14 protein-coding genes are annotated in these 15,117 nt (G+C 35.4%); all 14 read left to right on the top strand.

The features are described from left to right. Nucleotides 1–738: 738 nt before the first annotated feature. The 14 genes from G457_RS0106700 (at nucleotide 739) to G457_RS21135 (ending at nucleotide 15,115) form a co-directional block, all read left to right on the top strand. Complete coding sequence (locus G457_RS0106700; protein ID WP_051260736.1) at nucleotides 739–1,602, top strand: SPL family radical SAM protein; 864 nt, start codon at nucleotides 739–741, stop codon at nucleotides 1,600–1,602. A gap of 6 nt (nucleotides 1,603–1,608) precedes the next feature. Next, a complete protein-coding gene (locus G457_RS0106695) occupies nucleotides 1,609–4,083 on the top strand; it encodes a UvrD-helicase domain-containing protein (protein ID WP_026945783.1) in 2,475 nt (824 codons plus the stop codon). Between the two features lie 318 nt (nucleotides 4,084–4,401). Beyond that, nucleotides 4,402–4,899: a hypothetical protein gene (locus tag G457_RS0106690; protein ID WP_026945782.1), complete on the top strand. Its 498-nt coding sequence runs from the start codon at nucleotides 4,402–4,404 to the stop codon at nucleotides 4,897–4,899. Between the two features lie 180 nt (nucleotides 4,900–5,079). Then, nucleotides 5,080–5,745: a hypothetical protein gene (locus G457_RS0106680; protein WP_026945781.1), complete on the top strand. Its 666-nt coding sequence runs from the start codon at nucleotides 5,080–5,082 to the stop codon at nucleotides 5,743–5,745. Nucleotides 5,746–5,918: 173 nt separating this feature from the next. Next, on the top strand, nucleotides 5,919–6,590 hold the full coding sequence (locus G457_RS0106675) for a hypothetical protein (RefSeq protein WP_155847097.1): 672 nt from the start codon (nucleotides 5,919–5,921) through the stop codon (nucleotides 6,588–6,590). A gap of 143 nt (nucleotides 6,591–6,733) precedes the next feature. Continuing rightward, a complete protein-coding gene (locus tag G457_RS0106670; RefSeq protein ID WP_051260735.1) occupies nucleotides 6,734–7,171 on the top strand; it encodes a GNAT family N-acetyltransferase in 438 nt (145 codons plus the stop codon). Between the two features lie 379 nt (nucleotides 7,172–7,550). Then, complete coding sequence (locus tag G457_RS0106660; protein ID WP_155847096.1) at nucleotides 7,551–8,078, top strand: hypothetical protein; 528 nt, start codon at nucleotides 7,551–7,553, stop codon at nucleotides 8,076–8,078. Continuing rightward, nucleotides 8,068–8,847 (top strand): SMODS domain-containing nucleotidyltransferase, encoded by a 780-nt coding sequence (locus tag G457_RS0106655; RefSeq protein WP_026945777.1) that lies wholly within the window; start codon nucleotides 8,068–8,070, stop codon nucleotides 8,845–8,847. The genes G457_RS0106660 and G457_RS0106655 overlap by 11 nt, the downstream gene beginning before the upstream one ends. Before the next feature lie 181 nt (nucleotides 8,848–9,028). Continuing rightward, a complete protein-coding gene (locus G457_RS0106650; protein ID WP_026945776.1) occupies nucleotides 9,029–9,649 on the top strand; it encodes a DUF5343 domain-containing protein in 621 nt (206 codons plus the stop codon). Further along, nucleotides 9,649–10,224 (top strand): Swt1 family HEPN domain-containing protein, encoded by a 576-nt coding sequence (locus G457_RS0106645; protein ID WP_026945775.1) that lies wholly within the window; start codon nucleotides 9,649–9,651, stop codon nucleotides 10,222–10,224. Before G457_RS0106650 ends, G457_RS0106645 begins: the two co-directional genes overlap by 1 nt. A gap of 121 nt (nucleotides 10,225–10,345) precedes the next feature. After that, entirely contained in the window at nucleotides 10,346–10,771 is a 426-nt protein-coding gene (locus tag G457_RS0106640; RefSeq protein ID WP_026945774.1) for a hypothetical protein, read from the top strand. Next, a complete protein-coding gene (locus G457_RS0106635; protein ID WP_155847095.1) occupies nucleotides 10,758–11,678 on the top strand; it encodes a hypothetical protein in 921 nt (306 codons plus the stop codon). The genes G457_RS0106640 and G457_RS0106635 overlap by 14 nt, the downstream gene beginning before the upstream one ends. 234 nt (nucleotides 11,679–11,912) lie before the next feature. Further along, nucleotides 11,913–13,721, top strand: a complete 1,809-nt coding sequence (locus tag G457_RS0106630) for a type I restriction-modification system subunit M (protein ID WP_026945772.1) — start codon at nucleotides 11,913–11,915, stop codon at nucleotides 13,719–13,721. After that, on the top strand, nucleotides 13,721–15,115 hold the full coding sequence (locus G457_RS21135) for a restriction endonuclease subunit S (protein ID WP_051260734.1): 1,395 nt from the start codon (nucleotides 13,721–13,723) through the stop codon (nucleotides 15,113–15,115). The genes G457_RS0106630 and G457_RS21135 overlap by 1 nt, the downstream gene beginning before the upstream one ends. The last annotated feature ends 2 nt before the right edge of the window (nucleotides 15,116–15,117 follow it).

Raw genomic sequence — 15,117 nt, 5'->3', positions numbered from 1 at the left:
TCATTGAGGGAAGGCAATCTCACAAGTCGTCATCTTTTTTCCCTCCCCTTACCTCTCCCCACCCAAGGATCAATCAAAGAAATAGAACCACCCAGCCTAAAATCAATCCATAATCGACTTCCTTCTTCCAGCTGCCAGCTTCCAGCTTCCAACCGGCACTACCGATATCTAGTAAAGCCTTTAGACATATCCACGCTCTTCCATTCCCCCTTTCCTCTCCCCACCCAAGGATCAATCAAAGAAATAGAACCACCCAACCTAAAATCAAGCTATAATTGACTTCCTTCTTCCATCTTCCTTCTTCCAGCTCCCAACTTCCAACTTCCCACTTAAACTCAGATAGAAAAAATAGCTAATGGTCTAAATCCGATTAACCATAGGTTCCGCAAACCCACATTCCTTCCAAATTTTCCCAATTCTTGTCCCAAAAAATCAAAAAATACTCTGTTTATGGTATAGATTCTTAGTTTGAAATGCTTTTCTTTGGGAAGAGGGAAGAGGGAAGGGGAAGAAGGTAGATTTTTAGAGTTGAGACCCTGGGATAAACTGATAAAAAGTTACATATCATTGAGGGTGTTTACTAGTTATCGCTCAGTGTAAAAAAGACAACGACATTGAACAAAATGAACGACAGAAATAAAATGCCAACCGCACATTCAGGCACATTTGCTTGCCCCAATACACGGGCGACCGCTTCGCAAGCAAAAGAGCCTGAATTTTTGCCAACGCTCTAAAAAAATGACATTGGATTTATTTAGCAATATAGAAGACGAGCAATCAAAAAACCGAAAAGAAAAAATCGGTCAGACGGATATACAGTACATAAAATCTGCAAGTATTTTGACAGAGGCGAAAGGATTTATGGGGGCATATGACTATACATTAAACCCATATTCAGGTTGTTCTTTTGGATGTAACTACTGCTATGCTGCATTTTTTGCACGGTCGAATGATGAAAAGGATAATTGGGGAAATTGGTTGAAAGTAAAAGAGAATGCCTTGCAACTTTTAATTAAATGGCGAAAGAAGCCCCTTCTAAATAAGACCATTTACATTAGTAGTGTAACAGACCCATATCAACCAATAGAAAAACAACTAGAACTTACTAGAAGCATATTAAAAGAGCTTTTGACATATCACAAACCTAGACTAGTCATTCAGACAAGAAGCCCATTTGTTACAAGAGATATTGACTTGCTTAAACAGTTTGAGGTAGCACAAGTAAATATGACCGTAACCACTGATAGTGAAGACGTGAGAAAAGCATTTGAGCCACTTTGTCCTTCTAATAAATCAAGGCTTAAGGCTATAAAAGATGTTACTGATGCAGGCATTCAAACTTGTATAACTATGACACCTCTTTTACCGATTCAAAACGCTGAAAAATTCACAGATGAATTGTTAAGCACAGGCGTCCAAAAATTCATTGTACAGCCATTTCACCCAGACAAAGGAAAGTTTGTTGCAAGTACAAGGGAAATTGCATTTGAGCAAATGAAAAAAATGAATTGGGATGATTCAAAATACACTGAAGTTGTAGAAATATTTAGAAAAAAACTTCCTTGGCTAGGCGAAGGAAAACAAGGATTTGCACCAATTTAATCGCATATGAAAAATCAACTTACAGATTGGTTAAAATCAGAACAACAAAATATTGATAAAGCAATTGCAAGTGCCGGAATCAAATATTATAACGAGCATAAAAATGAACCAAATTTTCAGTATGATTTAAAAAAATGCCATATAGAAAGTTACAATTTGATTCGTGGAAAGGATTTGTGTTACGACCGACCAAACACCGCCTTTGCCTATTCTCTTTGGTATCACCCACGAAGAATCAATACATTTCTTTCCTTTTTTTTAGACAAAGTACTTGAACACCAAGGACAGCATATTGAAGTTTTTGACTTAGGTGCAGGGGCAGGTGCAATTCAATGGGGTTTAGGATTAATTTATGCAGGTCTTAAAAGATTGGGTAAAAATCCGCCAAGAATTACAGTTATCAATATAGATACAAGTCCATTTATGCTCAACTACAACAAAGAGTATTTATGGAAAGAGTTTCTTAAGGTTTACCCTGAGATTGACAATAACTTCATTGTAGAATATGAAGTGAACTCTTGGAATAATGAAAGAGATTTAAAAACTTCGAATCCAATTTTAGCAGCGAGTTATTTATTTGATGCTTCCGATAATAAAGCTGAAATAGCAAATGACTTTAAGTCCTTGGTTAACAAATACAAACCAAATACAGTTTTACTGTTAACTTCAAGCCAACCTGAAAAAGTCCAATTCTTAAAAGAACTTGAAAGGGAGTTTAAACAACAAGGATATGACACTTTTAATGTCCTAGAATCAAACCTTATTTTTAATCAGCCACTTACCCACATAAATAAAATAAGAACAGCTTTAGGCACAAACCTTAATATTTCAGAACTACAAAGAGGTTCTTCTTGGACAGACAGAAGTCATTCGGGCTTAGTTTTAAAGAAACCTCAATCAGAAATCACTTTTACATTTGGTACCAAGTCTATAGGGTCATTGGATATTTACAACCCACCAATAACAGTCCGCAGAGAAGTAACCCTTAACGAGAAGCAAAAAAGAGCGGCAAAGAATACTGAAACCCCTTCAATTATTGTGGGACCAGCGGGTTGTGGTAAAAGTATCGTTATAACTGAAAAAATAAAAAACATTGTCGAGGAATCAAATTATTCTCCTGACCTAAAAATACTTGTAACTACTTTCAACAAAGGACTGATTGGAAAATTGGCAGAATGGCTTAAGGATTTACTCGACCCAACAAAATATTCAATTAGGTACGATACAAATTTCCACGGTTTTAACGATAAATCAAGTCACTTTACTTTTAAAAATTCTTCACACACGAATATTCGTCTTTTGCACTTTGATATGCTACCAAAATTACTCGGTGGTGTAAGATATAGGGGGCTTGTAAACCACGAACAACACTTTTCTTTGCTAAGAGAAATTATCGAAAAAGTAAAACGAGAGGAAAAAATAAACAACGACCGATTTGATAATATTCTGAATCCTGATTTTCTATTTGAGGAATATCACAGAGTAATTTATGGATTGCAAGTCGGAATAACGAAAGGAGAAGAAACATATTTGAATCTTACTAGAAAAGGGCGTGGTAATAACCCTTCATTGCAAAAAAATAGTGAGAGAAGAAAACTTGCTTGGAAGTGTTTAACTGAATATGCTCAAAGGATGCATAATGAAGGCATTCAAAGCTTTACCCTTAGGAGACAATATTTATATTCAAAATTAAAGTCAGGAGAAGTTAAGCCAAATTATGACTACATATTAGTTGACGAGTTTCAAGACTGTACGGAAGCAGATTTTGAAATTTTCTACTCAATGATTAAAGACCCTAACAATTTCACAATCGCAGGTGATTTGGCTCAATCAATTCACTTGGGAACTGCCGCAAGAATTCCGAGAGACGAGAGAATGACCCGAAGACAATTCTATAGATTAGATGGTTCTTATCGATTGCCTGTAAGAATTAGTGAGTGCATTAAACAGCTTTCTACAGCGATAGTTGAAAGATTTGGAAATGATGAAGGAGTAACAGATATAACTCCATACAAAGGTTCTCCGCCAGGTTCAAGACCAATAGTAGTCTACGGTGAAACTTACATTGAAGTGGCAGAAAAAGTTAAAGAAGTCTTTAAGCATTATAAAATTTACGACCTTGAGAGAGTTACAATACTTGAAAAGGATGTTGAATTGCAAAGAGAAATTGTAAAGAAAGGGTTGATTGCCGAAACAGATACAATTTTAAGTTTAAAAGGACTTGAAAAAGAATGCGTATTGTGGTCGACAAGAATTCCTTTAGAATTTGAAAAAGAGGTATTTGAGTTTGCATATACTATAGTTACACGGACATCCTGTATTTTAATAGTTGCAATAACCGACAAGACTCAAAATGTTTACAAAAAAATACTTGGACTCTTGAACAGTGAACGATTGATTATGTGGGACAGAGAAACAGAACAAAAATTCGCTACATTCTGCGAGGAATATGAACCAGAAACAATAGAGGATGAAGACTAAGCCAACCCTTCACAGCCACACACATTGCCAAGTCGCACAAGCAGACACGCAAGCCAAAACTTCGCAAAAAGTGTGTCTGTCCAACCGCACGACTGACCGACAAACAAACGAAGAAAAAGAACACCGAAGCGATAACATCACCTATACACAAGCAGGGGTTTCGTGCTTCGTAGGACAGGTAAGTAGTAAATTTAAAGCTCAGTTCTTCGTAGGACGTTCAGTGGTTAAAATCCCTGCCTGCGTATAGCTGAGAACCGTTGGGTACAATGTGTACACAATTAAGCTACATAAAAAGCTAAAGTCAAAGAATATGGAAATATGAAAGCGATTAAACTTCTTGGAGTAATACTTACTAGCTTGTTCATTTATGGTTGTGCACCACTAAAACCAGCTGTCGTTATAAAAAACAGTTCTATTGAGAACTATAAATACATATACATTTCACCAACAAATAGTTTGACTTCAAGTTCTGGAGGTGTGTATGGTGGAGACTACGGGGTTTATGGAGCTACAACAAGTAAAAGTGTTAATCCTTCTGACGTAATTTCTGGAATTCTTGTGAAAGAGGGATTTATTAGATTACCTGAACTTAAGAGCGATTTGACAGACCAAACTCTCATAGTCAATTACGGTGAAAGTGGTAGACGAAATAGAGGACTGGGATATACGATTGAAGTTACAATTCAATTCGTGTCGGCTAAATCAAATGAGCTTATAAGTTCATGTTCAGCAGAAGGACAAGGAGAAACTGAGGCAGATGATATTCGACAGGCCATAACTCGTTGTTTAGTAGCTTTACAATCAGAAGAGAACTAAAAGGCATTTTGACAAAAAAATATACACTGTACCCAACACAGCATATAGCTTATGGCGGGTGAATGTTTACCGGCAAGGTTTTTCTCCTTAACCAGCTTTAGTTTCGTTTGATATAAAAATGCTTCGAAACTACAACAAGCCATATGCAAACCGTTATGGGAAAATTAAACAAAGACAACTATGTGTGAAATAGATTGGGATATTATTCAAAAATTCACTGACAGCCTTATATGGCCGGTGTTCCTACTAGGACTCTTTTTACTTTTTAAAAAGCAAATTACTAAGCTGATTGACAGGATTACTTACGACAGTGAACAAATAGAAATCGGTGGATTATTAAAAGCGCAGTTAAAACAAATTGAAAAGATTAAGGAAACGGCAGGTAAGGGAGAACAGCCTACAGTAGAACTGACAAAACAACTTATTTCTGCGACGGTTCTAATCCAACTAGAGGGGATTAAACAGTTAGGTGAAGATTATACACACTCGTCATTTGATCAAAGACGAATAATTGAAAGTAGAATAAAGGAATATAGTGTTGGTCTAACCACTAATGATATTCAGCCACTCTTAATGTCGACAGATTCAGGACACAGAATAGCATCAGCAATTGCATTAGAACAAATACTTTACAGAAATAATATTGACCCTTTTGACGATAATGAAGTGAAAGAGTTTATAATCAAATCCTTAGACGATAGTAGTTCCTTTCTTCGATATGAAACCTTACAACTTGTTTTTACAAGCCAAAGATTAATAGATGAATTGAAAGTAAAACTGAATAAAATGAAGGATACGGACAAAAACAGTGCTATCAGAAGCCTCATAAAAATGTTTGTGAGATGAAATCTGTCCATAACAGCCGCTTTGCAAAAGTGGGGGGCGTGCTTCTATGAAAGTGAAGTGCTAAAATAAAGCTTTGTGCGTCTAATTAAGTTTGGTGCTAAAAATCCCCATCTGCGTATAGCTGAGAACCGTTATGCCTTGTCTGAATAAAGAAACCTATAATATCACAGAGAATGTTTGAGTTTTTAAGGACAATTTTAAGTACTCCAATTTATGCTTTTATGACTGTTTTGTCAATTTGGGGAGTACTTTATTTCATCCTGTCTAAAGTTATAAAAATAAGTCAAAAGCGTTGGATAAGTTTTGAGTATGTATGGATTTTCATAGGATTATTTGGGATAATGACATTAGTAGACGAAAATAAAAAGAGATTTATAAAATCAGAATTAAGTTATTTAAACCATTGGATTGAAAGTGACTATTCAGATTTATTGAAATCCTTAAATTCTGACTACAATTGTATTCAATACCAACACAACATAAATTACCACACAAAAAAAGAATTTGACTCATTGCAAAATAGACAAAATACTTTTTGTGAATGGACTAAAAGAATATACATATATGTTGACTCTTGCTATAAAACTGAAAACAAAATTATCAAGGAGTTACCAACTCTGACATTAATAAATAAAGAGGAAATTTATCCTTATGACCAAATTAAAAAGTGGCAGGAAAAAATCAACAAGAATTTGAAGTTGAAAAGAGAAGCCGAGAACATTCTTGCTAACAACTTTTGGACTGATTTTAAATTGTCATTTGGTTTACTATTGGTCTATTTCGCTTTTGGACTTAGACTCGCTATTACGACAAACAAATTAAATAATGAAAAAAACAAGGCGTAACACTGGTTTTGCGTCAGGTTGGGTGATGTGCAAACTTGGAGCTTTGTGCTTCTATTCAAGTGCAGTGCAGGTTGACAATTTTGTGCCCTGAAATCCCGCACTACGCTTATACTTGACCGTTAGCAACAAGCCGAATCAAACGAATGGATATACAAACTGAATTCACTATTGAACTTTGCGAAAAGAAGAATATAAAAAAAATCATTGATGGACTTAATGAATACAACTTGAGTAAAGTTCCTGCAATTGCAGACATTTGGACTCCTTTGGAGTTCGTGGCCAAAGATAAAAACGGAATCGAAATTGGAGGAATATTAGCTGGTCTTGGATATTGGAATGGCCTTGAAATTAAGATTCTATGGGTGAAAGAAGAATACAGAAACAAAGGCATTGGGACTAGGATTTTAAAACATGCCGAAAATATAGCTGTTGAAAAAGGGGCGGAATTTTCTATGGTTGACACATTTGATTTTCAAGCTGAGGAATTTTACTTGAAAAATGGGTACAAACCAATTGGAGAAATAAAAGGGTTTCCAAAAGGACACAGGAGAATATATTTTTCGAAACAATTAATGGAATAAGTAAAAGCAAGTTGCAAACAACTTGGTATATGAACAACCAAAAAATTAATTATCCTGAAAAGTAAATTATACCCTTCTTTCACCTATTTTTAACTTAAAATTACCCACTTTATGGTATTTTTTTCTTGGAATTATTCACTTTCTTGCAAATGTAGTCTTTAGGGAAGTGTCAAAATTCCGGGGAATAGGAAAGATGGTCATCAAGCTCATTTCCATTTAGACTGCACAGTGAATATAAAAGACATAGGAGGCTGATTTATGCTACTACTTCAGCAATTCAGCAGTTTTAAGGACCTCATTTTGGAAAAAAATTACATGTTATTGAGGATATTTACTAGTTACCAGCCATAGTAAGACGACAAAAACATAAAGACGACATATGAATATTATTCAACCAATAATTGACTTTTTTAATCATCCAGTATTCATCATAGTAGGCGGACTGACAGTGGTTTTCGCAGCAGTGGGAATAATTTACAGAGTTGTCTGCATAGCACTAGGAGTTACACCTTTAGTGTTCAGAATTGGTAAAGCAATTTGGCGTAGAAAAGTTGCAATTATTGGAAGTTCAGAAGCATTTTCATCCCTTAAAGACTGCATTACTGACACTGAAATATTTAACAAGAAAAACGTCATACACATTCCTATTGATAATATTGATAAGGTAAAAGAACACACAGTTTTACTCGTTGACTGGGAGACAAGCGGAACTTTAATTGACCAAATATTTTTAGCAAGAAAAAATCATAATACAGCAGTTATCATTTTTGCAAAGGCAGGTTCTATACCTCAAGACAAGATGGCTGAAATTGCAAATAGAAGTAATACAGTTGTAGTGAACTTCAAAGGGCGATTGCTTAACGACATTTTAAACTCTTTAATAACAACTAGCTTTGATGGACAGTAATATGTATTTACAAACTATTCTAAATAAATACGCTCCAAGAAGTATAGATAGCTACACACTGAACATCTTACTTCTAAAATCAGACCTGCAAAAGTGGGCTTCTACTTGTTATATTTCAATATTGAACTCTGGGTCAAGAGCAAAAGGGACGGCTATATCCTTAGCCTCTGACGTTGATTACCTTGTTTCGTTAACGAGTGACTGCAACTCTAACAATGGTGGACTTAAAAGTATTTATGACGGTTTGTATGATCATTTAAGAACAAAATATAATCCAGTCAGAAAACAAAACGTTTCATTTAGAATTAAGATTGGCAACTTGGAAGTTGACATTACTCCAGCAAGAAAGCAAACTGGAAACACAAATGACCATTGGCTTTATGTTTCAAAACAAGACACTTGGAAGCAGACGAACATTCAAAAACATATTAATGACGTATCAGGAAGCGGTAGGCTAAATGAAATTAAGCTTCTGAAAATTTGGAGAGAATTAAACAGACTTGACTTTCCATCTATTTATCTGGAATATTTAGCAATTAATTCTTTGTCAGGAAAATCCAAAGACGCCACTAAACTTAGTGACAATTTTATTTTTCTTTTAAGAGAACTAGCCAAAGACACAAGCAACCCTTTAAACAGCCGCATTGTTGACCCTGCAAACTCAAATAATATTTTATCTGATTTGCTGACAGCGACCGAAAAGAAAGCTATCATTTCAAAAGCCAAAATTTCAAGCGGACAACAATATTGGGAGGACATTGTATGGTAACAATAACAAGAACTACGGCTGGTAACAGCCGTTTTGCAAAAGCGGGGGTTTCGTGCTTCTATGACAGTGAAGTGCTAAATTCAAGCTTTGTGCATCTAATGAAGTTTAGTGCTAAAAATCCCCGCCTTCGCAAAGCGGCAAAACGTTGGCACACATAGAATAAAAATCAAAAAATTAAAATATGGCACTACCGACAGCTTACTTGGTAACAACAAAGAATTTGGAACCTATTATTAATTCCCTGATCTCTGCTAAAGCACCTGATAAATTAACTGGAAGTTTTCTAAAGACATTGGGATATACTAGTAGTAATGACACTCTTTATGTGAAACTCTTCAAGGAAATAGGTTTGATCGATGCTAATGGCACACCTACTGATAGGTACTACCATTTCATTGATCAATCTCAAACAGGAAAAGTTCTTGCAGAATGCATTGAAGAGGGTTATTCGGATTTATTTGCCATCAATAAAGAAGCCTATAAGATGTCTGAGGACGAGGTGAAAAATAAGCTCAAAACATTAACACAAGGTTCAATTGAAGAACCTAAACTGAAATTGATGTCTAAGACATTTAAGGCACTTGCAGAATTGGCAGAATGGTCAAAACCAAAGCAAAAAGTTGAGGTAAATTCTACTGTTGAGAAAGAAACTCCGAAAGCAATTAAAAGTGAAAAAAGTAATGACACAGAGGATAGGATTAGCCCGACTTTGCATTATAACATTCAAATTCATTTGCCAGAAACAAGAGATGCAGCAGTATATGATGCCATTTTTAAAAGTTTAAAACAACACTTAATGTAATGGATCACTACTATTCATTTGTTTTCAAAGGGCTTTTAACCGAAGAAGCATTAGATAAAGCAGGAAGAAAAAATCCCGCATTAATATCACAGTTGGAAAACTCGGAATTGGAGAAAAGATTATGCATGGACCAAGTTGATGCAACAATCCTATCTAAAGCGAGAAATATGTCCTTGGTTTTTGTTACTATCTATTCCTTTGAAAATACGGTAAGAGAATTTGTTGAAAAAAAGCTACTGGAAGAAGTAGGTGACAATTGGTGGGACGATTCAGTTCCTGAAAGCATTCGAAAAAAGGCTAATGCTCGAAAAGATGAAGAAGATAAAATAAAGTGGCATACACAAAGGGGGGAATCCTTAATCCAATATGTCGATTTTGGTGACTTAGCATCTATTATTAATAAAAGGTGGGACTTATTTGACGCTCATTTGAATTCTTTTGAATGGGTGAATCAATTATTCAAAAGCATGGAAAGATCGAGAAATGTAATAATGCATAGTGGTTATCTTTCAAAAACCGATGTGGAAAGGGTTGGTGCATTAATCCGTGATTGGTACAGTCAAACTAATTTATAAAAACAGGGCACAACAAAACCTAGACGCAATGCCCTGAGGGACACTGCGCATAGCCAAACCGTTGGTGATAATTGCCAGAATTTAAAAAATGATATGTTAAACTTTCAAGCAGAACTGATCCATGAAAATTGAGTTTGAGATTAACGATTCAGAAGCTAGTATATTAGTACTTGCACTACAACATGCTGCATCACAGGCACTCGAATTAAAAACATTTGAGGTTCTTCAAAAAGTCATTCAAGAAATTCATGAAGACATTCAAAATGGAGTCTCTATATATCAGCAGCTAGTGTATTATCTTCGACCATATACAAATGGAAACCCTATTTTAAAAACCACAAAACTGATACTTGGTCTAGGAATTTCTCAAAATTTCATGAAGAGTTCGCAAGGTATGCACTATTTATTAACCTACATTTTGGGATCATTGGTTGCTACTCACAAACCAGGTAAGAGCTCCAGTAAAATTACTATGAATGAAATAGGCAAATTAACAACTGTTGAAGATTGCATAAATCTAATTCAAGACCATTATGAGAAATCTTAGTATTTTAGTCATATCAATGGTATTTGCCTTAGCTTTAGTCTCCAGAAATACATCTGCTCAATCTAATCAAAATCAACCTCGCGACAGTACCGTTTTCAAAATAACTATAGCTAAAGCTTCAGATAACGATTTTACGAAAGGTAAGCCAGCTGAATTTATTGGAACATTTCCTTCTTCTGACTCAGTAGAGAACAGTTGGCTTGCAAATGTTTTTATTGAAACAAGTATTAAATCTGCCTTAAGTAGATGGAGTTTTGGACTGATGGCAGAACTACATCGAAATACATTAATTGAAAAAAAACAAGATGTAAGACAATTTGGGGTTGCCTTAGGCAAAGTCTTCGTTCTACAAAGACTTCCAATAGGTTCATCTTCATTCGAAATGCCAGTAACTATCAACTTCAAAAAATCTGACGATAAGGTAAAGGACACAGAAGAATTGCAGGCTATTCTTGGCCTTTCCTTTGATAGGTATGTCGGAGCACCAATGCTAAGAACAAAATCACTTTTTCCTGCCTATGGGAATGGGTTTCCTAAAATATTTATGTTTTCCCATGATCACAATTTTGGTTTAGCCTATTTAGGTGGAGAAAATGCAGTTTTGGGACAATTTGACTTTGAATTTAACTTATTTTTTCTTCCAATACTTTCAGATATCTGGGTAGATAGATATGACCTCTTTAAAGCTCAGTTTACCTACAATGGAAGAACAGAATTTATAGGTGAAGCAAATAGAGATTTAAACTCTCAATTTAATTTTCAAGTTGGAATTAACCTACCATTTGGTTCTGATGATCAGAATAGCCTAGGTATTGCTCATGATTGGATTAAAGGTGCTGACCCACTTAAAGGACTAGATAACCAAAGTTTTCGCACTTTAACAATCAAGGCAAAAATCGTTATTTAATAGTCAATAGAATTGAAATTTTAGTCTATCGCTGTCAAACACAAAAATAAATATGTGAACTAATTTATTTTACATAAAAAGCGGTCAGGAAAATTGAAAAATGCTATTAGTTGACTATATACTCTTTCTTGATGACCTTTGTAAACAAGCCTAAAAAGCCTACAATGAAAAACCAAAAGAGCTTGAATTTTTGCCAACGCTCGACAGAACCGAATAAAGAAAAAAAGACATAAAATGAATTTAGATACTCAAAGTTTACAACCTATCATCAACTTCATCTGGACAGTTGCGGATGACGTATTGATTAACAAATACCTTGAGAACCAGTATCAGGACGTGATATTGCCAATGACGGTATTAAGAAGGTTGGACTTGGCACTTGAGCCAACAAAAGACAAAGTGCTAAAAACCCATAATGAGTTCAAAGGAAAAATTGACAACCTATCTGGACTACTGACGAGCAAAGAACATGGCTCTGGATTGGCGTTTTACAATACTTCGCCTTACACCATGAAAAAATTGTTGGCTGACCCGAAAAATATAGACGCCAACTTTTTGGACTATCTCAATGGCTTTTCTGAAAACGTTCAAGACATCATTTCCAAGTTCAAATTCAGAAACCAATTAGAAACCTTTGAAAATACGGGAATCACTTTTTCACTTATCGAGAAGTTCTGTAGCCCAAAAGTTGAATTGCGACCTGAAAAAATTTCGCCAATGGCAATGGGCTACATGTTTGAGGACTTAATCAGACGATTCAATGAAAAGACCAATGCAGCAGCAGGGCGACACTTCACACCAAGAGAAATTATTGAATTGATGACACATTTGGTCTACCTGCCTGTAAAAGACAAAATACAGGAAGGAACTTACCTAGTGTATGACCCCTGTGCAGGTTCAGGTGCAATGCTGACACAATCTAAACTTTATGCAACCAACCCTGATGGAGAAATAAAATCGAAAGCGACCTTTCATTTATATGGACAGGAGAATACAGGCGAAATGTATGCCGTATGTAAATCCGATATGTTGCTAAAAAATGAAGACCCGGACAAAATTAAGTTTGGTTCAACACTGAGCGAATACGGTTTTGACCCTGATTTGAAGTTCAACTTTATGTTGACCAACCCACCTTACGGAACAAGTTGGAAACAGGACATAGACAACCTAAGCGTAGGTGAAGGGAAAAAGAAAGCCATTGTTGATAAACGTTTTAATCTTCCAATTCGAAATTTTGATGGTGAGTTAATAGAAACCTGTTTGACTTCTAGAAGCAATGACGGACAACTCATGTTCATGCTTCATATGCTTTCCAAAATGAAAGACCCTAAAGATGGTGGAAGTCGTATTGCGTCAGTTCATAATGGCTCTGCCCTATTTACAGGTGATGCAGGTAGTGGAGAAAGCGGAATTCGTCAATATATTTTAGAAAATGACCTTTTGGAATGCATCATTCAACTTCCCAATGATATTTTTTACAACACTGGTATTTCAACCTATTTATGGATTGTGAGTAATGTAAAAGAGGAACAACGAAAAGGGAAGGTTCAGTTAATCAATGCTTCTTCAAAGGATTTCTTTGAAAGGAGAAATAAGAATTTGGGAGAAAAGAAAGTTGAGCTGAAGCCTAGTCATATTATCGATATCCAGAACCTTTACTTCAATTTTGAGGAAAACGAATACAGCAAAATTTTTGATATTGAAGATTTCGGTTCATATCAGATTCCAATTTTTCAACCTCAAAGAGATGAAGAAGATAAAATTATAAGGGATAAAAAAGGCAATCCAAAATCTGATACGAGTTTGAAGGACGTTGAAAATGTACCGATGAAAGAGAACATTCAAGACTATTTTGATACGGAGGTAAAACCTTTTCTTCCTGATGCATGGTTTGAATTAAAAGGAATAAAAATTGGATATGAGATACCATTCAATAAATATTTCTACGATTTCACGCCATTAAGGAGTTTAGATGAAATCAGTAGCGACATTTTGAAGTTGGAACAAGAAACAGATGGTTTGCTTAAAGAAATTATTGAATAATGAGTGGAGTAAAACCATATTCAAAATACGAAGATTGCGGACAAGAATGGCTTGGTGATTTACCAGTTCATTGGGATGTGATACGTACTAGAATGCTTTTTAATCTGGTTTGCGAGCCTGCACCTGTTGGAAATTCAGAGGAACTACTTTCTGTATACACTGCTTTGGGGGTTAAACCAAGAAAAGATTTAGAAGCAAGAGGTAATAAAGCTTCAAGTACGGACAATTACTGGAGGGTAGAACAAGGCGACATCATAGTCAATAAATTACTGGCTTGGATGGGAGCTATTGGTATTTCTGAATACAAGGGTGTTACAAGTCCAGCTTATGATATCCTGCGCCACAAAGAAAATGTAAACCCATACTTCTACAATTATCTCTTTAGAAACCCGATAGCAAGCAGAGAATTCAAAAGACATTCAAGAGGTATTATGGATATGCGATTGAGACTGTATTTTACTCGCTTCGGTGATATCAAACTTCCATATCCACCTATTGATGAACAAAACAAAATTGTTGAATACCTACAATTTAAACTCAAAAAAATCAACCGCTTTATCCAAAAGAAAAAGCAACTGATAAAACTACTCAACGAGCAAAAAGCTGCCATCATTAACCAAGCGGTTACCAAAGGAATAGATCCCAATGCCAAAATGAAAGATTCAGGAATTGAATGGCTGGGTGATATTCCTGAGCATTGGGGTATTACGAGATTAAAAACTATAACAAAAGAACATAAACAAGGGTACTACGACCCATCTGGATATTTTGATGAGGGAGTAAAACTGGTTAGAATCACCGATATTCAAGATGATGGAAGTCTGGATTATTCTCAAATGCCAAAAGTTCAAAGATCAAATGACTGCAATGCATTTTTGATTAAAAAAAATGATTTTCTGTTCGCCAGAACTGGTGGAGCTGGTCGAATGGCATTAGTTGAAAAGGAAGAGGAAGCCGTTTTCGCATCATACTTAATCAGATTCAGGTTTGACGATCAGATTGAACATACATTCTTGAAGTATTACTTCTTCTCTAATCTATTTCTAGGTGGGATAAAGTTAAGTGTGCATGGCGGAGTTAATCAAAATGTTCATGCTCAAAATATTAAAGCTCAAATTGTGGCTTTTCCAAAAGACAGAGGAGAGCAATCACAGATTGTGAAATTTCTAAATGAGGAATTGTCGATTATCAATCAAACCATAAGCACGATAAAGAAAGAAATTACTCTCACACAAGAATACAAAACAGCCCTTATCGCAGAAGCAGTCACAGGAAAAATTGATGTCAGGGATTTTGAAATTCCTGAAGTAACCGAAGAGGAGAGTTATCAAGATTTAGAAGAGGAGTTGAGTTTAGCAGCTGAGGATGAGGCTGCATATCAAACAGAAAATTAAAT

Source organism: Algoriphagus marincola DSM 16067 (assembly GCF_000429405.1).
Taxonomy (GTDB): Bacteria; Bacteroidota; Bacteroidia; order Cytophagales; family Cyclobacteriaceae; genus Algoriphagus; species Algoriphagus marincola.
This window is presented reverse-complemented; position numbering and strand designations above follow the sequence as displayed.